This window comes from Roseateles agri, from assembly GCF_034043675.1.
Classification (GTDB): domain Bacteria; phylum Pseudomonadota; class Gammaproteobacteria; order Burkholderiales; family Burkholderiaceae_C; genus KK5.
In genome coordinates this window covers 21365-45766 of record NZ_JAXCLA010000001.1, presented here as the reverse complement: position 1 = coordinate 45766, position 24402 = coordinate 21365, and the positions used below count along the sequence as shown (strand labels likewise).

The 24402-nt window shown below is 69.1% G+C and carries 22 protein-coding genes; 18 read left to right on the top strand and 4 right to left on the bottom strand.

Translation table 11 applies throughout. The features are described 5' to 3' along the window. Positions 1-57: 57 nt before the first annotated feature. The 3 genes from SNE35_RS00180 to SNE35_RS00170 are packed head-to-tail and all read left to right on the top strand — an operon-like array spanning position 58 to position 2121. On the top strand, positions 58-483 hold the full coding sequence (locus SNE35_RS00180) for an Lrp/AsnC family transcriptional regulator (protein WP_320420705.1): 426 nt from the start codon (positions 58-60) through the stop codon (positions 481-483). Positions 484-505: 22 nt separating this feature from the next. Next, positions 506-1456 (top strand): patatin-like phospholipase family protein, encoded by a 951-nt coding sequence (locus tag SNE35_RS00175; RefSeq protein WP_320420704.1) that lies wholly within the window; start codon positions 506-508, stop codon positions 1454-1456. Between the two features lie 29 nt (positions 1457-1485). Next, positions 1486-2121 carry an LON peptidase substrate-binding domain-containing protein gene (locus SNE35_RS00170; protein ID WP_320420703.1) on the top strand — a complete coding sequence of 212 codons (636 nt, stop codon included), beginning with the start codon at positions 1486-1488 and terminating at the stop codon, positions 2119-2121. Between the two features lie 4 nt (positions 2122-2125). Here the strand turns inward: SNE35_RS00170 and SNE35_RS00165 are convergent, their stop codons facing one another. Next, a complete protein-coding gene (locus SNE35_RS00165) occupies positions 2126-3667 on the bottom strand; it encodes a methyl-accepting chemotaxis protein (protein WP_320420702.1) in 1542 nt (513 codons plus the stop codon). Between the two features lie 159 nt (positions 3668-3826). On the opposite strand from SNE35_RS00165, the gene SNE35_RS00160 reads away from it, so the two are divergent. After that, positions 3827-4492, top strand: a complete 666-nt coding sequence (locus SNE35_RS00160; protein WP_320420701.1) for a TetR/AcrR family transcriptional regulator — start codon at positions 3827-3829, stop codon at positions 4490-4492. Between the two features lie 57 nt (positions 4493-4549). Here SNE35_RS00160 and SNE35_RS00155 read toward each other — a convergent pair whose 3' ends face one another. Further along, positions 4550-5107 (bottom strand): phasin family protein, encoded by a 558-nt coding sequence (locus SNE35_RS00155; RefSeq protein ID WP_320420700.1) that lies wholly within the window; start codon positions 5105-5107, stop codon positions 4550-4552. A 220-nt stretch (positions 5108-5327) separates the two neighbouring features. Between SNE35_RS00155 and SNE35_RS00150 the strand changes: the two genes are divergently transcribed. After that, positions 5328-6254 (top strand): histone deacetylase family protein, encoded by a 927-nt coding sequence (locus SNE35_RS00150; RefSeq protein WP_320420699.1) that lies wholly within the window; start codon positions 5328-5330, stop codon positions 6252-6254. Here the strand turns inward: SNE35_RS00150 and SNE35_RS00145 are convergent. Continuing rightward, positions 6208-7620: a serine hydrolase domain-containing protein gene (locus SNE35_RS00145; RefSeq protein ID WP_320420698.1), complete on the bottom strand. Its 1413-nt coding sequence runs from the start codon at positions 7618-7620 to the stop codon at positions 6208-6210. The two genes, SNE35_RS00150 and SNE35_RS00145, sit on opposite strands and share 47 nt — an antisense overlap. A gap of 84 nt (positions 7621-7704) precedes the next feature. Then, complete coding sequence (locus tag SNE35_RS00140; RefSeq protein WP_320420697.1) at positions 7705-8772, bottom strand: AraC family transcriptional regulator; 1068 nt, start codon at positions 8770-8772, stop codon at positions 7705-7707. A 37-nt stretch (positions 8773-8809) separates the two neighbouring features. On the opposite strand from SNE35_RS00140, the gene SNE35_RS00135 reads away from it, so the two are divergent. The 13 genes from SNE35_RS00135 to SNE35_RS00075 all read left to right on the top strand — a co-directional run bounded on the left by SNE35_RS00135 (position 8810) and on the right by SNE35_RS00075 (position 24399). Further along, positions 8810-9253, top strand: coding sequence for an acyl-CoA thioesterase (locus SNE35_RS00135; RefSeq protein ID WP_320420696.1), 444 nt, complete (start codon positions 8810-8812; stop codon positions 9251-9253). Then, the gene (locus SNE35_RS00130; protein ID WP_320420695.1) at positions 9250-9969 is read left to right on the top strand and encodes a nitroreductase; all 720 of its coding nucleotides are present in this window, start codon (positions 9250-9252) and stop codon (positions 9967-9969) included. Before SNE35_RS00135 ends, SNE35_RS00130 begins: the two co-directional genes overlap by 4 nt. Then, positions 9969-11303 carry a sodium:proton antiporter gene (locus SNE35_RS00125; protein ID WP_320420694.1) on the top strand — a complete coding sequence of 445 codons (1335 nt, stop codon included), beginning with the start codon at positions 9969-9971 and terminating at the stop codon, positions 11301-11303. Before SNE35_RS00130 ends, SNE35_RS00125 begins: the two co-directional genes overlap by 1 nt. Positions 11304-11314: 11 nt before the next feature. After that, entirely contained in the window at positions 11315-12307 is a 993-nt protein-coding gene (locus SNE35_RS00120) for a 2-hydroxyacid dehydrogenase (RefSeq protein ID WP_320420693.1), read from the top strand. A 23-nt stretch (positions 12308-12330) separates the two neighbouring features. Continuing rightward, positions 12331-12651, top strand: coding sequence for a YbjQ family protein (locus SNE35_RS00115; RefSeq protein WP_320420692.1), 321 nt, complete (start codon positions 12331-12333; stop codon positions 12649-12651). A gap of 5 nt (positions 12652-12656) precedes the next feature. Then, the gene (locus SNE35_RS00110; protein WP_320420691.1) at positions 12657-12947 is read left to right on the top strand and encodes a hypothetical protein; all 291 of its coding nucleotides are present in this window, start codon (positions 12657-12659) and stop codon (positions 12945-12947) included. A gap of 12 nt (positions 12948-12959) precedes the next feature. After that, positions 12960-14207, top strand: a complete 1248-nt coding sequence (locus SNE35_RS00105) for a DNA recombination protein RmuC (RefSeq protein WP_320420690.1) — start codon at positions 12960-12962, stop codon at positions 14205-14207. After that, on the top strand, positions 14204-15382 hold the full coding sequence (locus SNE35_RS00100; RefSeq protein ID WP_320420689.1) for an MFS transporter: 1179 nt from the start codon (positions 14204-14206) through the stop codon (positions 15380-15382). Before SNE35_RS00105 ends, SNE35_RS00100 begins: the two co-directional genes overlap by 4 nt. 58 nt (positions 15383-15440) lie before the next feature. Next, positions 15441-18203 (top strand): M16 family metallopeptidase, encoded by a 2763-nt coding sequence (locus tag SNE35_RS00095; protein ID WP_320420688.1) that lies wholly within the window; start codon positions 15441-15443, stop codon positions 18201-18203. A 137-nt stretch (positions 18204-18340) separates the two neighbouring features. After that, entirely contained in the window at positions 18341-18973 is a 633-nt protein-coding gene (locus SNE35_RS00090; RefSeq protein ID WP_320420687.1) for a FecR family protein, read from the top strand. A gap of 10 nt (positions 18974-18983) precedes the next feature. After that, complete coding sequence (locus SNE35_RS00085; protein ID WP_320420686.1) at positions 18984-21995, top strand: EAL domain-containing protein; 3012 nt, start codon at positions 18984-18986, stop codon at positions 21993-21995. 223 nt (positions 21996-22218) lie between these two features. Continuing rightward, on the top strand, positions 22219-23439 hold the full coding sequence (locus SNE35_RS00080; RefSeq protein WP_320420685.1) for an ABC transporter substrate-binding protein: 1221 nt from the start codon (positions 22219-22221) through the stop codon (positions 23437-23439). Positions 23440-23517: 78 nt separating this feature from the next. Next, on the top strand, positions 23518-24399 hold the full coding sequence (locus SNE35_RS00075) for a branched-chain amino acid ABC transporter permease (RefSeq protein WP_320420684.1): 882 nt from the start codon (positions 23518-23520) through the stop codon (positions 24397-24399). Positions 24400-24402: the final 3 nt, after the last annotated feature.

The window sequence follows — 24402 nt, the reverse complement described above, 5'->3', positions numbered from 1 at the left end:
CATGAAACGCCAAGAAACTGCTTGGGTTTTGGCAAAACGGCAGGGTAAATTGCCGAAATGGACGAACTGGATCAGAAACTCCTGGCCTTGCTGCGCGTCGATGCCCGGGCCAGCGTGGCGACCTTGGCCGGCAAGCTGGGCGTGTCGCGCGGCACCGTGACGAACCGGATCGCCAAGCTGGAAGACGGCGGCGTGATCAACGGCTATACGGTCAAGCTGCGGCCCGACGTGGTGCCGGACGAGATCGTGGCCTGGATGAGCATCGCCGTCGAAGGCAACCGCACGCGCGAGGTGATCAGCATGCTGCTGGGCGAGCCGGGTGTGGCCAGCCTGTTCGACACCAACGGCCGCTGGGACCTGCTGGCCGAGCTGCGTTCGCCGAACCTGGGCGAGCTGGCCAATGTGCTGGAGCGGGTGCGGCTGATCAAGGGCATCGGCAACACGGAGACGAGCATTCATCTGCAGCGTTACAAGCTCGCATGATGGCCTCCATAGAATCCGCCGCATGACTTGGTTCCCCGACCGCGCAGCACGCTTGCTGCGCCGCCTGAGCGTGCTGACGCTCACCGTGGCCCTCGCGGCCTGTTCCAGCCTCCCGATGAGCGGCTCGCCGACGCCGCCGCCGACTGTGCCGGTACCGCCGGTGGACGCCACGCCGCCCGGCCCGAAACCCGCACCCAAGCCGCCGCGCATCGGCCTGGCGCTGGGCGGTGGCGCCGCGCGCGGCTTCGCCCACATCGGCGTGATCCAGGTGCTGGAGGAGAACGGCATCAAGGTCGACCTGGTGGCCGGCACCTCGGCCGGCAGCCTGGTGGCGGCGCTGTACGCCTCGGGCCTGCACGGCAAGGAGCTGGCGACCTTGGCCGAGGGCATGGACGAGGGTGCGATCACCGACTGGGCCTTCCCAACGCGCGGACTGATCCGCGGCGAGGCCCTCGCTCGCTACGTGCGCGAGAAGACCGGCAACAAGACGATCGAGAAGATGGCGCTGCCGCTGGGCATCGTCGCGACCGACCTGTCCAGCGGCGAGGCGGTGATGTTCCGCACCGGCGACACCGGCACCGCGGTGCGCGCGTCCAGCGCCGTGCCGACGATCTTCCAGTCGGTCAACATCGGGCCGCGCGAGTACGTCGACGGTGGCCTCGTCTCGCCGGTGCCGGTGCGCTTCGCACGCCAGATGGGCGCGGAGCTGATCATCGCGGTGGACATCTCTTCGCCGCCGGTGGACCACCCGGCGCCGGATGCGCTGCACATGCTGCTGCAGACGGTCGCGATCATGGGTCGCAGCATCAACGGCTTCGAGCTGAAGGAAGCCGACGTCGTGATCCGCCCACGGCTGGACGGCATCGGCAGTGCCGACTTCGCCGCCCGCAAGCGCAGCATCCAGGCCGGCCGTGAGATGGCGCTGCAGATGCTGCCGCAGATCCGCCAGCGCATCGAAGCCAAGACCCGCTGACGGTCAGGTCAGACGGTCACAATCGCCGCATGGCCCAGAGCATCCCGCTGTTTCCCTTGCAGTCCGTGCTGTTCCCCGACGGCCGGCTGCCGCTGCGGATCTTCGAGCCGCGCTACCTGGACATGATCGCGCGCTGCCATGCCGAGCAGCAGCCGTTCGGCGTCGTCCGGTTGATCGACGGCGGCGAGGTGCGCCGGCGCGATCCGGCGTCCAGCGAGGGGCGTTTCCTGCGCGAGAGCTTCCAGCCCGTCGGCACGCTGGCCCATATCGAAGCCTTCGAGCGCACGCAGCCGGGCCTGATCGAGATCCGCTGCCGCGGCGGCCGGCGCTTCAGCCTGAGCCGCAGCGAGTGCCTGCCGCACGGCCTGTGGGTGGGTGATGCCGAACTGCTCGAAGCCGATGCTGCCGTGCCCGTGCCGCCCGACCTGCAGCGCACATCCCGCCTGCTGCAGGGCCTGCTGCACACCCTGGAGCAGGGCGCCGGCGCGGCCGAGCTGCCGATCCAGCCGCCCTACCGCTGGGACGATTGCGGCTGGCTGGCCAACCGCTGGTGCGAACTGCTGCCGTTGCCCGAGGACGAGCGCCAGCGCCTGATGCAGCTGGACAACCCGCTGCTGCGGCTGGAGCTGGTGGCCGACCAGCTCGAACGGCTGGACGTTCGCTGAACGTTCAGCCGCGTAGCTTGAAGACCGCGACGACTTCGGACAGGCGCTGCGCCTGATCCTTCAGCGAGGCCGACGCGGCGCTCGATTCCTCGACCAGTGCGGCGTTCTGCTGCGTCATCTGATCCAGCGTGGCCACCGCCTGGTTCACCTGGCCGATGCCGTCGCGCTGCTCGGTGGCGGCGGCGGCGATCTCGCCCATCAGGTCGGTCACGCGACGCACGCCGCCGACGATCTCGTCCATCGCCCGGCGCGCCTCGCTGACGTCGTTCGTGCCGGCCTCGACGGTTTCCACCGAGCGGTGGATCAGCGTCTTGATCTCCTTCGCCGCCTCGGCCGAGCGCTGTGCCAGCGCGCGCACCTCGCTGGCCACGACGGCGAAGCCGCGGCCCTGCTCACCGGCGCGCGCCGCTTCCACCGCGGCGTTCAGCGCCAGGATGTTGGTCTGGAAGGCGATGCCGTCGATCGTGCCGATGATGTCGGCGATGCGCTGCGAGGACTCGCTGATCTGCGCCATCCGCTGGACCACGCCGTCCACCACCTCGCCGCCGCGCTGCGCCGAAACGGCGGCCGCGCTGGCCAGCTGGTTGGCCTGGCGAGCGGTATCAGCGGACTGCGACACGGCGCCCGTCAGCTGTTCCATGCTGGAGGCGGTCTCCTCCAGGTTCGAAGCCGTCTGCTCGGTCCGGGCGGACAGGTCATGGTTGCCGGTGGCGATCTGCGACGAGGCGCTGGATACCGAATCGACGCCGCTGCGCACCTCCGAGACGACCGAGCGCAACTGGCCGACCATCTCCATCAGCGCGCGCTGCATCTGCGCCAGCTCGTCGTCGCCGGCGAGCTTCAGCTCGCGCGTGAGATCGCCCTGGGCCACCGCCTGAGCCAGTGCCACCGATTCCGACAGCGGCTTCGTGATGCGCCGCGTGATCAGCCAGGCCAGGCTCGCGCCCAGCGCGATGGCCGCCGCCGTCATGCCGATGATCAGCCAGCGGCTGCGGGAGAAGATCTGGTCGCCCAGGTCGTTGGCGGCATCGGCGCCCGCAACGTTGATCTCGACCAAGGCGTCGATCGCCTTGTTCATCACGTCGAACTTGGCGGCGCCGCTGACGGTCAGCAGCTTGCGTGCGTTCTCTTCATCGCCGCCATCCAGCGCGGCCTGCATGGCGCGGCTGTTGTCGAGGTAGTCCGCCCATGCGGCCTTGAATTCCTTGTATTTGGCGGCCTCCTCGTCGGAGCTGACCAGCTTGTCGTAGGCGGCGATCGAGGCTTCGAGCGATTCCTGTCCCTTCTTCACCGCGGTCAGTTCGGTCGGCCGTACGGCGGCCTCGCTGGTGCTGTAGCGGTATTCGCGGGTGCGGTAGCGGCTCGCTAGCTGACCCATCTGCAGCGCGACGCGGGTCGAGGGCAGCCAGTCCTTGGCCATCGCGGTGGCCGTATCGTTGACGCGGCCCAACTGCACAATGGACAGACCGCCAAGCACGGCGGTGATCAGCAGTACGACGAAGAAGGCGAGGCCCAGCTTGGCCCCGACCGAGATGCGTTGGAGCATGGCAGGTCCTGGATTGATCGTGGTGGATGGCGGTGCCATTGTTGTACGTGTACGTTAGTAGAAACCATGATGACTACGGGCTTCCGTGACACTTTTACGCGTTTCGGTGCTTATTGACGTACGCGTACGATAAGTCCGCGAATTTCAGGGAGAGCGGCGATGGCAACGAAGAAGAAGGCGCCCGCCGGGCCTGCCGCGGCCCGCGTGCGCCGCAGCCCGGACGCGATGCAGCGGCTGCGGCTGCGCATGCTGGAGCGGGCCCGCGCGATCCACCGCGACGAAGGGCTGGAGGCGCTGTCGATGCGCCGCATGGCCGAGGAGTTCGGCCTGTCGACGATGGCGCTGTACAGCTACTTCGCCAACAAGAATGCCTTGCTGGAAGGGCTGTGGGTGGAGGTCTTCGAGACCTTGAACGCACAGCTGCTGCGGGTGGACGGCGAGGGCGGCACCGCGCTGCGGCGGCTGGAGGCCCATGTGCGCAGCTTCATGGCCTTCTGGCTGGAGCGGCCGGATCTGTACCGGCTGATCTACATGAGCGCCACGCCCGCGGCCGGCCACATCGACATCGAGCACCAGCCCGCCTATGAGCGGATGCGGCAGCTGACCCGCCAGCGGGTCCACGCCTGCCTGGACGCCAGGCTTGCCGAGGCGCAGCGCGATCTTCAGGTGGACCTCGTCGCGCTGAAGATGCTGGGTTACTTGCAGCTGGCGCTGGGCCTCGCGCGCTATGACCTGCAGGCGCGCGACGAGTTGCACGAACACGTCGTGCAGGACATCCTGAAATCCCTGCAGGACGCAAAAAAGCCCGGCCGGGGCCGGGCTTGAAACGGTACGTTAGGGCGCGCGGGGCGTCGTGCGGTACCGAGGAGACAAACGAAAAACTTAGGCAGCGGCCTTGCGGCTGGTGCGGCTGGCCGTTTGCGTGGCCTTCACGGCCGACTGCGTGGCGGCGGTGAAATTGGCTTCGGCAACGTCGACGGCCTGCTTGGTGGCCTTCTGCACCGATTCGAAAGCGTTGTTGGCGGCGGCGACGGCCGACTTCACCAGGGCAACGGCGTTCTCGGTGCCGGCCGGGGCGTTCTTGGCGGCGCTGTCGACGACGGCGGCGAACTTGGCTTGCGCTTCGGCCAGCTGAGCTTCAGCAACCTTGACCACTTCGGCGTTCGTCGACGAAGCGATGTCGTACAGGTGGCGGCTGTAGGAAGCGGCCTTCTCGGCGGTGGGCTGCAGCAGGGCGGCTTGCAGGTTCACCAGCTCTTGCACGTCCTTCACCGACAGGGCGGCTTCGGCATTGGCCTGGGCTTCGCTCATGGCGGTCTTGGCGACCTGGATGTTCAGCTCGACGAGCTTCTCGACGCCTTCGAAGGCCTTGTTCGTCAGACCGAACAGGGTTTCCAGATTGGCTTTTTGAGCGGCGAAGACTTGTTCAGCGGTCAGCATGGGTGGCACTCCTTGGTGGGGCGACTGCCCCGGGTTGATCACTATGTCAGTGGTGTCGCAGCATTTGCTGCACTGCAACATGGAACTTAGTATAGGCCCGCTCCCGCACATTGCAAGCACTTTTTGTTGCGGCGCAGCAAATTTCTGTTCCGTCCCGCAGTGTGGAACCGGTGCGTGACGTTCCGATGACCGCGCAGCGGGTCGGGTATCGTCCTTTCCGATGCTTGCCTTCCACTCCGACGCCCACAGCCTGCTGCTGCCGCCGGGCCACCGCTTTCCGCAGTCCAAGTACCGCTTGCTGCGCGAGCATTTCGAGGCGCATCCGGGCCTGCTGCGGATGGAGGCGGCCGCGCCCGCCACCGAGGGCGAGCTGGCGCTGGCGCACACGCCCGACTACGTGGAAGCGGTGCTGCTGGGCCGGCTGACGGCCGCGCAGCAGCGCGAGATCGGCTTCCCCTGGTCGCCGTCGATGGCGGCGCGCTCGGTCCATTCGGTCGGCGCGTCGATCATGGCGGCCCGTGCGGCGCTGGCCGAGGGCGTGGCGGCCAATATGGCCGGCGGCACGCACCACGCGTATGCGGACAAGGGCAGCGGCTACTGCGTGTTCAACGACGTCGCGGTCGCCGCGCGGCTGATGCAGGCCGAGTGGCACCGCGCGCGCCGGCAACTGCTGCGCGTGCTGGTGATCGACCTGGACGTCCACCAGGGCAACGGCACGGCGGCGATCTTCCGCGACGACGACAGCGTCTTCACCTTCTCGATGCATGGCGCGAAGAACTTCCCCTTCCGCAAGGAGCCCAGCGACCTCGACGTCGAACTGCCCGACGGCTGCGCCGACGACGAATACCTGGCCGCGCTGGACACGGCGCTGGAGCGGCTGTGGCAGTTGCCCCCGCCCGGCCTCGCTTTCTACCTGGCCGGCGCCGACCCGCACGAGGGCGACCGCCTCGGCCGCCTGAAGCTGACGACCGCCGGCCTGCTGGAGCGCGACCGCCGCGTGCTGACGGCGCTGCGCGAGCGCCGCATCCCGGTGGCGCTGAGCATGGCCGGCGGCTATGGCCGCGATCTCGCCAGTACCGTGGCCTGCCAGGTCAACACGCTCAATGAGGCGGCGCGCCAGTGGGCGCTGTGGCGCGCTCAGGATTGAGTGCGGCGATCACCTCGCGCGTCAGCTGGGCCACGCGGTCCATATCGTCTCGCGGCGTCCAGGCCGGGCCGAGGCGGGCGATGACCAGCTCCTTTGAAGGCACGATCACCACGTACTGGCCGTGGCTACCGCGTGCCATGAAGGACTCGGCCGGCATGCCGTGCTCGATGCGGTAGCGGGCGCCGCTGCCGGCGCCGCGGTTGGTCCAGAAGCCGGCGCCGTAACCGTAGTCCTCGGCGCCGGGTGTCGGCGTGGCCGAGTCGTCGACCCAGCCGGCCGGCAGCAGGCGCTCGCCGTCGATGACGCCGTCGTGCAGGTAGAGCTGGCCGAAGCGCGCCCAGTCGCGCGCCGGCGCCCACATGTGGCTGGCGCCGATCGGCGTGCCGGCGCCGTCGAACTCCAGCGTGACGTGGCGCATGCCCAGCTTGTCGAACAGTTCGCGGCGGGCGAAGGCCAAGGTGGCGGCGGCCGTGCCGCCAGCTTGGTCGCGCACGATGCGCGACAACAACTGCGTGTTCGCGTTCGTGTAGTTCCAGGCCGTCCCCGGCGCGTTGGCGAGGCCGGCGCGCTCGGCGTCGGCGGCGGTGTCGGCATCCACGAAGATCATCTGCGCTGTCGGGTCGAAGGCGGTGGACAGGCCGGCGCGGATCGACTGGCCCATGTCCAGCCCGCTGTTCATCCGCAGCAGCTCGTCCACGCTGATCGCATGGCGCGGGTCGGCCGGATCGGCCCAGGCCGCGATCGGTGCCGGCCCGTGCAGGGCCAGCCGGCCTTGGTGCACCAGGATGCCGATCAGCGCGTTCGTCACCGACTTGGTCGCCGACCAGCCGGCCAGCGGCGTGTCCACCCCGACGTCTGACGCGTAGCGCTCGGCGACGATCCTGCCGCGGTGCATGACGACGACGGCCTCGGTGTGCCGGTAGGGCGGTTCCGCGTTCTCCTCGAACGCATGGTCCAGCGCGGTGGCGAGTGCCGGATCGCTGGTCTGCACCAGCGCTTCGGAGGGCGCCGCGGGCAGGGGCGATGGCTCCGGCGCCGGCAGGTCCGGACCCGGCGCGCGGCCGAAGCTGCAGCCGTAAGGTGGCCGGAACACGGCGCGGCTTTCCACCATTCCGGCGATGCGCGCCCGTACTTCGTGCCGCTCGGTGTCCACCGTGTAGTCCACCAGCGCGGCCAGCGGCCCGGCCAGGGGCCCGACGGCGTCGCGGTAGTAAGTCTGCGGGTCACGGCCGCCGACGAAGACGGCGGTACACAGCTGATGGCTCACGTAGCCGGTGGACACCGCGGCGGCGCGCTGCGGGGACAGGTGACCGCAGGCGGCGAGCGACAGCGTACCCAGCAAGAGGATCGGGGTTCGGCGTTTCATGAGGGGCGGGGGATGGCAGCCAGGATCGGCAGGCCCACTGTCCCGCCGGCAGGCACCGGCCGTCTCGCCGGATCCCGGGCCCGGCTAGCCGATTTCGGATTCGGCGAGCGATGCCCCGGCGGCGCGGCGCCGGAATTCGCTGGGCGTCATGCCCGTCTCGGCCTTGAAGGCACGATTGAAGGGGCCGAGCGACTGGAAGCCGGCATCCATCGCGATCGTCAGGATCGGCGTGTCGGGCTGCGCCGAGTCGGCCAGCCAGCGGCGGGCGTCGGCAAGGCGGTAGCCGTTCAGGAAGGCATTGAAGTTGCGATGGCCCAGGCCCTGGTTGATCAGCCGGCGCAGCTTGTGCTCCGGCAGCGCCATCCGTTCGGCCAGCGCACCGATGGTCAGGTTCGGCTCGCGGTAGACGCGCTCGATGCTCATCAGCGCCTCCAGCGCGGCGATCTGCTGCGGATCGGGTGGCGCGGCCTCGGGTTCCGGCATCGGTGGGATCGGGGCGGGCGCCGTCGGCGCTTCGAACAGCAGGTCGGACCCTCCCGAGCGGAGCATGCGCCAGGCCACGAAGAGGCTCAGCGCGGCGGTGCCGGCCGCATTGGCGGCGCTGCCGACGACGGCCTGCATGTCCAGCCCCGCGAGCAACGCCACACCCAGCTGCGCGACCGTGTAGCCGGCGGTGAGCAGCACGACCAGCGAACGCAGGCGGCGCCGGCCTTCGATCAAGTCCTCGCGCCAGCCCGCCATCGACTGCGTGACCGCCAGCAGCGCGAACACGACCGGCTGCAGCGCCATCAGCGGACCGGCCAGCGGCGCGCCGAGGCCGGCGCAATGCAGCGCGCCGAGCGAGGCCAGCGCTATCCAGGCGAGCGCATGCCGCGGCTGCAGCCGGAACGCATCGTCGAACAGCGCGCAGGTGAACAGCCAGAACACGAACATGGCGCCCGCGGCCGGTGCGGCCAGCACCGGCGAGGCCAGGCCCGGCATCGCCGCCAGCGTGGCCGTGGCGATCGACAGCGCGGCCGCGGCGCCCAGCCGCGCGGCCATGCGGCCCGGATGGTCGCGCCACAACGACAGGGCCAGCAGCACGAGCGCGCCGACCGCCCCGCCCCGCAGCAGCAGGTTCAGCGCGAGGGTCGTGCTTGTCGTCGCGTCCATCAGAAAATTCTAGGGCTTGCCATGGAAGAATGGACCGATGAGCAGCGATCGCCCCCAAGCCGAAGCGCGCAGCGCCTTCCGCCACTTCGAAGTGCTGTCCACCCGCTGGATGGACAACGACATCTACGGCCACCTGAACAACGTCGTCTACTACAGCCTGTTCGACACGGCGGTGAACCGCTACCTGATCGAGGCCGGCGCGCTGGACATCCACGGCGGCGCGGTGATCGGCCTGGTGGTGGAGACGCACTGCAACTTCTTCGGCTCGCTGGCCTTCCCGCAACGGATCGACGCCGGCATCCGCGTGGCGAACCAGGGCCGCTCCAGCGTGCGCTACGAGATCGGCCTGTTCGCGGAAGGGCAGGAGCTGTGCGCGGCGCGCGGCCATTTCGTTCATGTGTACGTGGACCGCGAGACGCGCCGGCCGGTGCAGGCGCTGCCCGAAACCTATCTGCAAGCCTTGAGGAAACTGAGCGCATGAGCAACAAGACCTTCGACCAGCCGACGCCCGAGCAGACCGCCGCCGTGGACACGGCCATCACCACCCGGCACTCGATGCGCGCCTTCCTGCCCACCGAGGTGCCGCGTGCGCTGATCGAGGAGCTGCTGCAGGTGGCAGCCCGCGCGCCCTCGGGCACGAACACCCAGCCCTGGCAGGTGCACGTGCTGACCGGCGCGGCCAAGAAACGCCTGTCGGACCGCCTCGTCGCCGCCTACGACGACCCGGAGGAGCTGTCCACCCACAGCGAGGAGTACGCCTACTACCCGCGCGAGTGGACCTCGCCCTTCATCGACCGCCGCCGCAAGGTGGGCTGGGACCTGTACGGCCTGCTGGGCATCACCAAGGGCGACAAGTCGCGCATGCATGACCAGCATGGCCGCAACTACACATTCTTCGACGCCCCGGTGGGCCTGATGTTCACGATCGACCGCGTGATGCAGCAGGGCTCCTGGCTGGACTACGGCATGTTCCTTCAGAACGTGATGGTGGCCGCACGCGCGCGCGGCCTGCACACCTGCCCGCAGGCCGCCTTCACGCAGTTCCACCGGCTGATCGCCGAGGAACTGCAACTGGCGCCGAACCAGATGGTCGTCTGCGGCATGGCGCTGGGCTATGCGGATCCGGCCGCCATCGAGAACTCGCTGGTGACCGAGCGCGCGCCGGTCGCCGAGTTCACCCGCTTCCTGGCCGACTGATGGCGGCGGGCCTCGGGCTGGCGTCGGCGATCCCCTTCGCGGGGATGCTGCTATCGATCGCGATCCTGCCGCTGGCAGCACCCGCCTTCTGGCATCACCACTTCGGCAAGATCGCCGCGGCCTGGGCGCTGGCCTTCCTCGTCCCGTTCACGCTGAACCAGGGCCTGGGCGAGACGACGCACGTGCTCGCCCACACGCTGCTCACCGAGTACGTGCCCTTCATCGTGCTGCTGTGCGCGCTGTTCACCGCGGCCGGCGGCATCTACCTGCGCGGCAACCTGCACGGCAGCCCCGGGCTCAATGCCGGGCTGATGCTGATCGGCGCGCTGCTCGCCAGCGTGATGGGCACGACTGGCGCCTCGATGCTGTTGATTCGCCCGCTGCTGCGGGCCAACGACAACCGACGGCACAACGCCCACGTCGTCGTGTTCTTCATCTTCATCGTCAGCAATGCCGGCGGTTCGCTGACCCCGCTGGGCGACCCGCCGCTGTTCCTCGGCTTCCTGAAGGGCGTCAGCTTCTTCTGGACCGTCGGCCACCTGCTGCCGGAGACGGCCTTCCTGGTCGCGGCGCTGCTGGCCGTCTTCTGGCTGATCGACCGCCACCTGTATCGCAAGGAAGGCATCACCAGGCAAGACCCGACCCCCGATTCGCCGCGGCTCGGCATCGAAGGCGCGATCAACTTCCTGCCGCTGGCCGCCGTCGTCGGCCTGGTGCTGATGAGCGGGCTGTGGAAGCCGGGCGTCGCGATCGAGGTCTACGGCACGCCGCTGGAGCTGCCCTCGCTGCTGCGCGACCTGGGCCTGCTCGGCGTGATCGCCGCCTCGCTATGGCTGACGCCGGCCGCGGTGCGTGCGAAGAACGAGTTCTCGTGGGCGCCGATGCAGGAGGTGGCCAAGCTCTTCATCGGCATCTTCCTGACCATGGTGCCGGTGCTGGAGATGCTGAAGGCCGGCGTGAACGGCCCCTTCGCCGCCGTCACCCACGCCGTCACCGGCGCGGACGGCCAGCCGCTGCCCTGGGCCTATTTCTGGCTGACCGGCCTGCTGTCCTCCTTCCTCGACAACGCGCCGACCTACCTGGTCTTCTTCAACCTCGCCGGCGGCGATCCGCAGGTGCTGATGACGACGCTGGACCATACGCTGGCTGCGATCTCCGGCGGCGCGGTGTTCATGGGCGCGATGAGCTACATCGGCAACGCGCCGAACTTCATGGTCAAGGCGATCGCCGAGGAGCGGGGCGTGAAGATGCCGAGCTTCTTCGGCTACCTGCTGTGGTCGGGCGCGGTGCTGCTGCCGCTGTTCGCCTTGATGACCTTCCTCTGGTTCCGCTGAAAGAGAACGTGATGAGCAACAAGCCCAAGGTATTGGTGGCCCGCAAGACCTTCGACGACATCGTCGACCGGCTGCGGCCGCATTTCGACGTCGAGTGCAACGAAGGCGAGGGCGCCTGGACGCAGGACGAACTGATCGCGCGCCTGCAGGGCAAGGCCGGCGTCTACATCACCGGCACCGAAAAGATCGACGCGAAGCTGCTCGACGCCTGCCCGGAACTGCGCGTCGTCTGCTCGATGGCGGTGGGCTACAACAACGTGGACGTGCCCGCCTGCACCCAGCGCGGCGTGCTGCTGACCAACGCGCCCGACGTGCTGACCGAGACCACGGCCGACTTCGGCTTCGCGCTGATGATGGCCACCGCGCGGCGCATCACCGAGAGCGAACACTTCCTGCGCCGCGGCGAGTGGAAGAGCTGGTCCGTCACGATGTTCGCCGGTGCCGACGTGCACGGCGCCACCCTGGGCATCCTCGGCATGGGCCGCATCGGCCAGGCCATCGCCAGGCGCGGCGCGCTGGGCTTCGGCATGAAGGTGATCTATCACAACCGCAGCCGCCTCGCCGCCGAGCAGGAAGCGCCGCTGGGCGCCCGCTGGGTCGAGAAGGACGAACTGCTGCAGCAGGCCGACCACCTGGTGCTGGTGTTGCCCTACTCGCCCAGCTCGCACCATGCGATCGGCGAGCGCGAGCTGAAGCTGATGAAGCCCACCGCGACGCTCACCAACGTGGCCCGCGGCGGCATCGTCGACGACGCCGCGCTGGCCCGTGCGCTGAAGGCCGGCACGATCGCCGCCGCCGGCCTGGACGTGTTCGAGGGCGAGCCCTCGGTCCACCCCGAGCTGCTGACCGTGCCTAACGTCGTGCTGACCCCGCACATCGCCAGCGCCTCGATCCCGACGCGCCGCGCGATGGCCTCGCTGGCGGTGGACAACCTGATCGCGGTGCTGAGCGGCGGCAAGCCGCTGACGCCGGTCAATCCGGAAGCCATTGCCCAAGCAAGCTGAGCTCACAGGAAGGACAGCCCCTCATGCTGATCGTCACTACAGAGAACGTCGCCGGCCACCGCGTGGCCGAGGTCAAGGGTCAGGTTTTCGGCGTCGTCGTGCGCAGTCGGGGCCTTGCCGGCAACGTGATGGCGGGCCTGCGCTCGATCATCGGCGGCGAGATCACCGAGTACACGCAGCTGCTGGAAGAAGCGCGGCGCCATGCGGTCGACCGCATGGTGCGCAACGCGCAGTTGATGGGCGCCAACGCCGTCGTGATGATGCGTTTCGACTCGTCGGAGATGGGCCAGTCGATGAGCGAGATCGTCGCCTACGGCACGGCGGTCGTCATCGAGAAGGCCTGAGCGCCATGCTGCGCAAGGCCTTGCTCGGCGTCGCGGCGCTGCTGTTCGCCGCGGGCCTGTGGCTGACCGTGGCAGGCGATGCGGCGGGTCATCCGTTGGCGCTGTGGGGCGGCGGTTTGCTGCTGGCGGTGCTCTTGGAGAACTGGCGCTACCGCAGCCGTCGCGGCGCGATTGATCCGGGCTGGGTGCGCACCGACGAGCGCTTCGTCGACCCGACGTCCGGCGAGTCGATGGAGGTCTGGTATGACCCGCGGACGGGCGATCGCCGCTACGAGAAAGCCGGCGGGCACCACTGAGACAATCGGCGGATGACCCTTGCTGACATCCTGATCCTTGCCGGTCTTGCCCTGGTTCTTGTCCTGATCGTCGTGCTGCTGCTCCGCCAGCGCGACCCGGCCGACGGCCTCGAACGACTCGAACGCGAACTGCGCGACGAGCTGACCCGCAGTGCCAGCACGACCCGGCAGGAAGTCCAGCAGAGCCTGGCCCAGTTCCAGCAGACTTTGAGCCGGGGCCTGCAGGCGAGCAACCAGTCTCTGGCTGCGCAATCCTTGGCGGCGCGCGAGGCGCAGGATGCGGCGGCGCGGCGGCTCAGCGAATCGGTCGAGCAGCGGCTCGGGGCGATCCAGCAGGCCAACGAGGCCAAGCTGGAGCAGATGCGCGCCACCGTCGACGAAAAGCTGCACGCCACCTTGGAGCAGCGCCTGGGCGAGAGCTTCAAGCAGGTGGCCGACCGGCTGGAGCAGGTGCACAAGGGCCTGGGCGAGATGCAGAACCTGGCGCGCGACGTGGGCTCGCTGAACCGGGTGCTGACGAACGTGAAGACGCGCGGCGTGTTCGGCGAGGTGCAACTGGCGGCGCTGCTGGAGCAGGTATTCACGCGCGAGCAGTACGCGGCCAATGTGGCGACGATTCCGGGCAGCAGCGAGCGGGTCGAGTTCGCCATCTCGCTGCCGGGCCAGCGCGACGACGGCCTGCCGCTGTGGCTGCCGATCGACGCCAAGTTCCCGCGCGAGGACTACGAGCGCCTGCTGGATGCGCAGGAGCGCGCCGATGCGACCGGGGTCGAAGCCTCGGCCCGGGCGATCGAGGCGCGGCTGCGGCTGGAAGCGCGCACGATCCGCGAGAAATACGTCGCCCCGCCGCACACGACCGACTTCGGCATTCTGTTTCTGCCCACCGAGGGGCTTTACGCCGAGGCGCTGCGCCGGCCCGGCCTCGTCGAGGCGCTGCAGCGCGAGCACAAGGTGATGCTGGTCGGCCCGACCACCCTGCTGGCGACGCTGACCAGCCTGCAGATGGGCTTCCGCACACTGGCGCTGGAGAAACGCTCGTCCGAGGTCTGGGAGGTGCTGGGCGCGGTGAAGACCGAGTTCGGCAAGTTCGGCGAGGTGCTGGCGAAGACGAAGAAGAAGCTGGAGGAAGCCAGCAACACGATCGATGCGGCCGAGGTGCGCACGCGGGCGATGTCCCGGCGGCTGAAGAACGTCGAGTCGCTGCCGGAGGAACTGGCGCTGCTGAAGTTGGGCGTCGGCGCGGCGGATACCGAGGAATGACCCGGCAGCCCCACCCGCTGATCGAGCGCGGGTTTCACTGGCTGATTCTGAGCCTCGTCGGCGTACACGCCTGCATGGCGGTCACCCGCGTCAGCGCCGCGCTGTGGCTGCTGCATCACGGCTATGGCGAATGGACCGTCGGCGTGCTGATGAGCCTCGGTGCGGCCGGGCCGGTGCTGCTCTCGCTGTGGGCCGGGCGGCAGGCCGATGCGCACGGCCTGCACCGGCCGCTGTCGATCGGCGCGGGCATGGGCCTGGCCGGCGCGCTGCTCGCGCTGGCCTGGCCGTCGCCCTGGACCTTGGCCCCTGCGGCGCTGCTGTGCGGCAGTGCGGTGGGCATCATGGCCGTGGCGATCCAGCGCGAAGCGGGTCTGATGGGCGAGGACGCCGGTGAGCTGAAGCGCGTGTTCAGCTGGGTGGCGCTGGGCCCGGCCTTCTCGAACGCGACGGCGCCGGTCATCGCCGGGCTGCTGATCGACGCGGCCGGCGAGCGCGCTGCCTTCGCCTTCGCTGCGCTGCTCCCTTTCGTCGCCTGGCGCCTGGGCCGGCTCGTGCCGCGGCGGCCCAGGCGCGGCCACCCGGCCGGGGCCGGCGGCAAGCCCCGCGCCGCCTGGGCCCTGCTGCGGCTCGACGGCCTGCGTAACCTGCTGATGCTGAACGTCGTGCTGACCGCCTGCTGGGACGCGCACAGCTTCGTCGTGCCGGTGGTGGGCCATGCCAAGGGCCTGTCGGCGTCCAGCATCGGCCTGGTGCTGGGCGCGTTCGCGACGGCGGCCGTGGTCGTGCGGCTGGTGATCGCCCGCTGGGCGGCGCGGCTGGACGAGATGGTGGTGCTGCGCAGCGCGATGGCCATTGTCGCGACGGTGCTGCTGGTCTATGCCTGGCTGCCGGGCACGCCGGGCCTGCTCGTGGGTTCCACCGTGCTGGGCCTGGCGCTGGGCTCCTACCAGCCGATGATCCTGTCGGCGCTGCACCAGGTCACGCCGCCCGACCGGCACGGCCAGGCGCTGGGCCTGCGCATGCTGGTCTCCAGCGGCATGAGCATGACGATGCCGCTGGGCTTCGGCCTGCTGGCCAGCAGCACGGTGGCCTTCGCGCCGCTGTGGCTGATGGCTGGGCTGGCGCTGGCGGCGCAATGGCCGGCCCATCGAGTGCGGGACGCCCTGGCCCGGTGACTTCAGGCAGGGCTCAGCCTGCCGGCCTCAGAATGCGCGATCCCTTTCCGGAGAACCCATGCATCCGAACCGCCTGACCCTGATCGCGCTGGCCCTGTCGCTGGCCTTCGGCCCGAGCTTCGCCAAGGAACCTGCCCAGCCGCCGGCCGCGGTCGCCAAGGCGGCGGCCACCGCGCCCGCCTTCGTCCGCGAGATGGGCGGCATCGAGGAATATCGCCTCGCCAACGGCCTGCAGGTGCTGCTGTTCCCCGACGAGGCGCAGAGCACGACCACCGTCAACATCACCTACCGCGTCGGCAGCCGCCAGGAGGCGCAGGGCGAGTACGGCATGGCCCACCTGCTGGAGCATCTGATGTTCAAGGGCACGCCCAAGCACAAGGACGTGGCCACCGAGTTCGCGCAGAAGGGCATGCGCTTCAACGGCACGACGACGGCCGACCGCACGAACTACTTCGCCAGCTTCAATGCCGATCCGGCCACCCTGGACTTCGCGCTGTCGCTGGAGGCTGACCGGATGCTGAACAGCTTCATCGCCAAGGCCGACCTGGACAAGGAGATGACCGTCGTGCGCAACGAGTTCGAGCGCGGCGAGAACGAACCCTTCCAGGTGCTCAGCAAGCGCGTGCAGGCGGTGGCCTATGACTGGAACGCCTACGGCCACGCAACGATCGGCCCGAAGAGCGATATCGAGAACGTGCCGATCGAGAAGCTCCAGGCCTTCTATCACCTGTACTACCGCCCCGACAACGCGACGCTGATGGTGGCCGGCCGCTTCGACAAGGCCGCCACCTTGAAGCGCATCCAGGCGCTGTTCGCCAAGCTGCCCAATCCCAAGCAGCCGGTGCCGCAGCCCTACACGGTAGAGCCGGCGCAGGACGGCGAGCGCACGGTCGTCGTGCGTCGCGTCGGCGGCCAGCCGGCGCTGCTGGCGGCGTATCACATCCCGGCGATGGCGCAGCAGGACACGGCGCCGCTGCTGGTGCTGGGCCTGCTGATGTCGCTGGAGCCCAGCGGCCAGCTCTACAAGGAGCTGGTGGAGCCCAAGCTCGCGCTCAGCGCCAGCCTGGGCGGCCTGGGCGGCATCGAGCCGGGCCTGATGCGTGCCTTCGCGGTGCTGCCGCCGGATGCGGACGAGCCCGCCGTCGAGAAGAAGTTCCTCGACCTGATCGAGGGCCGCGGCACGAAGCCCTTCACCGAGGAGGAACTGGCCCGCGTGCGCGAGCTGGCGTTGCTGTCCTACCGCGACCAGATGAAGAATCCGCAGGCGCTGATCCAGCAGATCTCGGGCCTGGGCGCCGGCGACTGGCGCCTGCTGTTCCAGCTGATGGAAGACCTGCCCAAGGTCACGCTGGCCGACGTCGACCGAGTGCGCCAGGCCTACCTGCGCCCGGCCAACCGGACGCTCGGCCGCTACCTGCCGGCCACGTCTGTCGAGCGCGTCGAGATCCCGCCGGCGCCGCCGCTGGCGCAGCGCCTGGCCGACCTGAAGGGCCCGCCCAAGGTGGAGCAGGGCGAGCGCTTCGACCCGACGCCCGAACACCTGGCCGAGCGCACCAAGGTGCAGAAGCTGCCCAGCGGCATCGAGCTGTCGACGCTGCGCAAGCAGACGCGCGGCAACACGGTGGACCTGGACATCACCCTGCGCTGGGGCGAGCGCAACGAAACCTTCAAGCGCCACGGCACCAATTTCGTCGGCGACCTGATGCCCGAGGGCAGCGCGCACTACGACAAGCAGCAGCTGGCCGACGCGCTGCAGCGCCTGAAGGCCTCGATGAACATCAGCAGCAGCGACCAGGGCCTCACCGTCAACATCGATGCCGAGAAGGACACCCTGCCCGAGGTGCTGAAGATCGCCGCCGACGTGCTGCAGCAGCCGCTGCTGCCGCAGGCCGCCTTCGACCGAATGAAGAACGCGGGCCTGGCCGGGCTGGAGGGTTCGCGCCAGGACCTGGAGACCTTGCGCCGCGAGGCCGTGCGCGGCTACTACAACACGACCCGCGGCGTCGGCCGCGACAGCCCGGACTACATCCGCAGCGTCGACGAGCAGGTGGACGACCTGAAGGCGACGACCTTGGACGACGTCAAGCGCTTCTACGCCGACTACGTGTCCGCCAACGACGTGCGCGTGTCGGCGGTGGGCGCGCTGCCGGACGGGCTGGACACGCAGATCGAGCAGCTCTTCGGCGCCTGGAAGAAGCCGGCCGCCGCGCCCTTCGTCCGCTACGAATCCAAGGCGACCGACATCCCGGCCAAGCGCTTCGATGCCGTCGCCCGCGACAAGGCCAACGCCCAGATGCGCATGCAGCTGGAATTCCCGCTGAACCGCAAGGATCCGGACTACCTCGCGCTGCTGCTGGCCAACCACGTGTTCGGCGGCGGCGGGATGGAAAGCCGCATCTCCACCCGCGTGCGCCGCGAAGAGGGCCTGAGCTACGGCGTGGGCAGCTCGCTGTCGGTGCCGCGCTTCGGCACGCAGTCGCTGCTGGTGATCGGCGGCAGCTTCGCTCCACAGAACCGTGACAAGGTCATTGCCGTCGTGCAGGAACAACTGCAGCGCATGGCCGACCAGGGCATCACCGCCGAGGAACTGGCCCGCGCCAAGCACGACATCGCCGAAGGCAACCGCCAGAGCCGCGCACGCGACAGCGCGCTGGCCGGCGCGCTGCTGAACCTGTCCGACGAGAAGGAGACCTGGGCCGACGTGGCGCGCCGCGACGCCGCCATGCAGGCGGTGACCTTGGAGCAGGCGAACGCGGCCTGGAAGCGGCATGTCAAGGCTGACGGTTTTGTCATCTCCACGGTGGGTGATTTCAAGAACTGAGAGTCGCGCGCACCGCAGCCCACCCCCCGCAAATCAGTAGCGCAGATGATGTGCCGACCCGATAGGAAGGGTTCGCCCTAGGGCCCTAGTTCGAGGGTCGCCCTAGCATGTAATCAGACGTAAGAGTGGAGCGGGCAATGGGAACGGTAGTCGGTCATTCGGTTTGTCTGGCGGCGCTGATGGCCTGCCTCTCGGCGTCAGCGGCGCCGGTCTGCGAGGTCATGGCCGTGCGCGGCCAGGCCAGCGCGGCGGGGCGTGAACTGGCGCAGGGCGACAAGCTCGACGAAGGCACGGTGCTGAAGACCGGCGCGCAGGGCCGGGTGCGCCTGCGTTGCGGTGACGGTTCCACCCTGGTGCTGGGCGACAACTCCAGCCTGACGATCGAGAAGTTCGAGGTCGGGCCCGACGACAAGCGCATCGCCGCCAAGCTGCTGCTGGAAACCGGCCTGCTGGGCCAGAAGGTGGCGCCGTCCACCGCCGGTTCCTGGGAGGTCCGCACGCCGACCGCCGTGACGGCCGTGCGCGGCACCGAGTTCGTCGTCGAGATCAACAACGAGCAGCAGACCGAGGTCAACGTGCAGTCCGGCCAGGTCGACGTCGAGGCGCTGCTGGTGCCCACGCGTGCGCTGCATCCGCGCAAGCCCAGCCGCGTGTCGCTGGACAGCCCGAAGGCCGGCACGAAGTGCAACCAGTTCACCGGCTGCACCGAGTCCGCGGCCTGGAGCGCCGAGCGGATCAAGAGCACACAGGACCGCCTGAGCTTCGACTGACCGCGGCTCGATGAACAGCCCGCTCAGCCTCCAGCGCGAGCGTCGGCTGCAGGCCGCGTACCTCTGCGTGGCGCTGCTGGCCAGCGCGCTGGCCTTCGTGATGTGGGCCAACCGCGAGCGTGTGCCGGGACTGCAGCGCCTGGAGCGGCTGACGCTGGACAGCCAGTTCGGCTGGCGCGGGCCGATCCGCCAGGCCGCCCCGATGCTGATCGTCTCGATCGACGACGCCACGCTGCAGTCGCTCGGCACGATCGCGCCGGATCGCGCGCAGGTGGCGAAGGTGATCGAGCGGCTGTCGGCCGGTGGCGCGCGAGTGATCGCGATGGACACCTTGTTCCTGCAGCCGGCGCGGCCCTCGCCGGCCTCCGACGACGTGCTGGCCGCGGCGATGCACCGTGCCGGCAATGTGCTGATCCCGTTCGCCCTGCCGGAGAGCGACGTCCGTGGTGCGAGCACCGAGGTGCCGGGCTGGATGCTCGACGAGACCTTCACCCGCATCAAGGGCGATGCGGGCGGGCCCAACGCGCCGTTGAAGCCGCAACGCGCCGTCCCGCCGATCGAGAAGCTGGCGCGTGCGGCGGTGGCGCTGGGTCACGTCACCGTGAAGCCGGAGCCGGACGGCGCTGTCCGCTTCGACCTGCCCGGTCTGGTGCTGGACGGTGAGCTGTATCCGTCGATGGCGCTGCGCATCGCCGCGCTGGCGCAGGGGGTGGACTGGAAAGACGTGCAGTTCGAGGCCGGCCGCCAGGTGGTGGCGGGCCCGCTGCACATTCCGCTGGATCTGCAGTCGCGCCAGTGGCTGGACTACTACGGACCGGGCGGGACGATCGACACGATCTCCTTCCTCGACGTGCTGCAGGGCAAGATCCCGGGCGCGCGTTTCAAGAACCGCATCGTGCTGATCGGCACCGTGGCCCTGGGCAGCGGCGACACGGTGCCCTCGCCCTTCGACGCGCGCTTGCCCGGCGTCGAGCGGCTGGCCACCGTGGTGGACAACATCCTGGGCTTCCGCGTACTGGAGCATCCGGCCTGGGGCCAGGTGGCCGAGCTGATCGCGCTGCTGGTGCTGTCGCTGCTGGCGGTGTGCCTGGTGGCGATGCTGCGCCCGCTGGTCTCGCTGCTGCTGCTGGCCGGCATCGTCGCGCTGATCGCCAGCGGCCTGCAGTGGCTGCTCGTCGCGCAACAGCAGTTCCTCTCGCCCACCTTCCCGCTGCTGGCGCTGGCGATGGCGACGCTGGGCGCGCTGATGCTGCGCAACAGCGCCGAACAGGCCCGCCGGCGCCGCGCGATGAACGCGCTGCGCGCCAGCGAGCAGCGCTATGCGCTGGCGCTGCAGGGCGCCAAGGACGGCATGTGGGACTGGGACATCGCCTCCGGCGAGGTCTACTTCTCCGACCGCTGGATGCGGCTGATGCGGCTGTCCGACGATCAGGCGCGCGACATGAACGCCTGGACACTGCAGCTGGACATCGCCGGCCGCCAGCAGTTCGAGGACGCGCTGGCCGAGCACCTGGCCGGGCGCAGCCAGCAGCTGAACCATGTGCTGAACTTCCGCCAGGGCGGCGGCGAGGTCTGGCTGCTGGTGCGTGGCGTGGCCACGCGCGACTCCGCCGCCAAGCCGCTGCGCATGGCCGGCTCGCTCACCGACATCAGCCAGGAGCGCCAGCTCCAGCACCAGATCACCTTCGATGCGCTGCACGACCGCCTGACCGGCCTGCCCAACCGCGCCGCCTTCCTGGAGCGGCTGGCGCAGGTATTCACCGGCAGCAGCGCGGCGGTGCCTCAGGCCGGTGTCGTGCTGGTGGACATCGACGCCTTCCGCGCGCTCAACGAAGGGCAGGGCACGGCCGCCGGTGATTCGGTGCTGCACGAGCTCGGCCGCCGGCTGCGCACCCGCGACGGCCAGCCGCTGAACGTGGCGCGGCTCGGCGCCGACCGCTTCGGCCTGCTGTTCACCGTGCCGCTGGGTGCCGGCGGCGTCGACGAGACGCGGCTGGCGAACTGGGTGCTCGCGCAGATGCGTCAGCCCTTCCAGGTCGGCCTCACCAGCCAGGTGCTGACCTGCAGCATCGGCTGGGCGCACGCCTCGCAGGGGCTGACGTCGCCCGAGGAACTGATGAGCGCCGCCGAGATGGCTCTGGCGCATGCCAAGGCGCACCGGCGCGGCCACATCCACGTGTTCGACCCGGCCGAGATGCTGGTCGAGAACTCGCGCCGCTGGCTGAAGGAGAACATCGCGCTGGCGCTGGAGCGCGACGAGTTCCGCCTTTACTACCAGCCGCTGGTGCGGTTGAAGGACCGGCAGTTGCTGGGCTTCGAGGCGCTGATCCGCTGGCCTCACCCGACGCGCGGCATGGTGATGCCGGGCGACTTCATCCCCTTCGCCGAGGAGAGCGGGCAGATCGTCGAGCTCGGCCGCTGGACCTTGCAGGAGGTGGCGCGCCAGCTCGTGCGCTGGGACGCGCTGGGCTTCACCGGCGAGATCGCCGTCAACCTGTCGGGCATGCAGTTCACCGAGGGCGACCTGGAGGCCGACGCGCGCGCGATGCTGGCCGTGCTGGGCGGCATCGACCCGCACCGCATCAAGCTCGAGGTGACCGAGAGCATGGCGATGTCCAACCCGCAGCGCACGGCGCTGGTTCTGCAGACGCTGGCCACCCTGGGCTTCAAGATCTCGATCGACGATTTCGGCACCGGCTATTCGTCGCTCGCCTACTTGCACCGCTTCCCCTTCGACACCTTGAAGATCGACCGCTCCTTCGTGATGCGCCTGGCCTCGGGCCGCGAGGCGGTGGAGATCGTGCGGACCATCGTCGGCCTCGCGCTGGCGCTGGACAAGCAGGTGCTGGCCGAAGGCGTCGAGGAGGAGTCGCAGGCGCAGCTGCTGCAGGAGCTGGGCGTGCACATCGGCCAGGGCTGGCTGTTCGCGAAGGCGCTGCCGGTGGATCAGGCGCAGGCCCTGTTCGCCGCGCCGCCACGGGCGGGAATCGCCCAGGAGCGGCAGTCCAGCATGCAAACCTGACACGAGGCCAACAGCCGTGCGCTTTTGCGACAGCGCGGCGCCCGCTGCTGGTGCATCGGCCCCAGGCCTCCCGTGAGGGCAGGCGGCTGCGGCAACCCCTGGGATTTACCTGTACGTAGAGGCCCGAACTGCGTGCAGGATGTGCTCTGGCATCGTTGATCGGCCGCGCCGGTCCGGACGCCGGCCAGACATCAGACACAAGCATTAATTCAAGAGGCAAATGATGACGACCAAGCACCCCGCTCTCAAGCTTTCCCCCGTGGCTGCCCTGGCCGCCCTGGCACTGGGCGTTGCGTTCAGCGCCGGTGCGCTGGCCGCCGATCCGATCAAGATCGGTGTCAGCGGCCCCTACACCGGCGGTTCCTCGTCGATGGGCGTCTCGATGCGTGATGGCGTGCGCCTGGCCGCGCAGGAGATCAATGCGGCCGGCGGTGTGCTGGGTCGCCAGATCCAGCTGGTCGAGCGCGACGACGAAGCCAAGAACGAGCGCGGCGTGCAGATCGCCCAGGAGCTGATCAACCGCGAGAAGGTCGTCGCCACCGTCGGCTACATCAACACCGGCGTCGCGCTGGCCTCGCAGCGCTTCTACCAGCAGGCCAAGATCCCGGTGATGAACAACGTCGCCACCGGCTCCGTGATCACGCACCAGTTCGACAAGGAACCCGAGAACTACGTGTTCCGCAACGCGGCCAACGACAGCATCCAGGCGCCGATGATCGTCGAGGAAGTCGCGCGCCGCGGCTTCAAGAAGGTCGCGATCATGGCCGACTCGACCAACTACGGCCAGCTCGGCCAGAAGGACCTGGTCGCCGCGCTCGAGAAGAAGGGCATCACGCCCGTGGCCAACGAGAAGTTCAACATCGGCGACGTCGACATGACCGCGCAGCTGCTGAAGGCCAAGGCCGCCGGCGCCGACTCGGTGCTGACCTACGGCATCGGCCCCGAGCTGGCCCAGCTGGCTAACGGCATGACCAAGATCGGCTGGAAGGTGCCCATCGTCGGTTCGTGGACCCTCTCGATGGCCAACTACATCGACAACGCCGGCCCCGGCGGCGAAGGCGCGCGCATGCCGCAGACCTTCATCCAGGAGCCGACCAACGCCAAGCGCCAGAGCTTCATCATCTCCTTCCTGAAGACCTTCAACCCGAAGGGCGGCCGCATGGATTCGCCGGTCTCGGCCGCGCAGGGCTACGACTCGATCTACCTGCTGGCCGCCGCGATCAAGCAGGCCAACTCGACCGACGGCCCGAAGATCAAGGCTGCGCTGGAAGACCTGAAGGCACCGGTGGAAGGCGTCGTGACGACGTACAAGAAGCCGTTCACGAAGACCAACCATGACGCCATCGACACGAGCATCCCGGTGTTCGGCGAGGTCAAGGGCGCCCGCGTGGTCTACGCGTACGACAAGGACCAGCAAAAGGCCGCTGCCGAAGGCAAAAAGTAAGGCTCGCGAGCTTTGACATGAAGTCCCGCCCAGCCCGCATCGAGGCTCGGCGGGACTTGCTTTGATTCCAGGAGCCTCATGGACCTCCAGATCCTGACCCAACTGATCTTCAGCGGCATCGCGCTGGGGATGATCTACGCGGTGATCGCGTTCGGCTATCAGCTGACCTTCGCCACCTCCGACACCTTGAACTTCGGCCAGGGCGAGGCGCTGATGCTCGGCGCGCTGGTGGGGCTCTCGCTCACCACGGCCGGCGTCAGCTACTGGCTGGTGCTGCCGCTCGTGTGCGTGTTCGGCGCGCTGCAGGGCATGGTGGTCGAGTTCATCGGCGTGCGGCCGGCGATCAAGATCAAGAGCGAGTTCGGCTGGATCATGTCCACGATCGCGCTGGGCATCATCTTCAAGAACGTGGCTGAGAACGTCTGGGGCCGCGACCAGATGCCCTTCCCCTCGCCGCTGCCCGACGCACCGCTGCGCTTCCTCGGCGCCAACGTGCTGCCGCGCGAGCTGCTGATCGTCTTCGGCGCGCTCCTGATGATGCTGGCGGTGGAAGTGTTCAACCGCCGCTCGATCTACGGCAAGGCGGTGGTGGCCACCTTCAATGACCGCGACGCCGCCAAGCTGATGGGCATCAACACCGGGTTCGTCATCACCTTCTCGTACGCGCTGTCGTCGATGACGGCGGCGGTGGCCGGCGTGCTGGTCGCACCGATCACGCTGGCCGGCGCGCAGATGGGTGGCACGCTGGGCCTGAAGGCCTTCGCGGTGGCCATCATCGGCGGCCTGACCAGCGGCATGGGCATCATCGTGGGCGGCATCATCCTCGGCGTCGTCGAGAAGCTGTCGGGCTTCTACATCTCCACCGGCTACCAGGACGTTCCCGGCCTCGTGCTGCTGCTGATCGTGCTGGCCGTCAAGCCGGCCGGCCTGTTCGGCAAGACCGCGATCAAGAAGGTTTAAGAC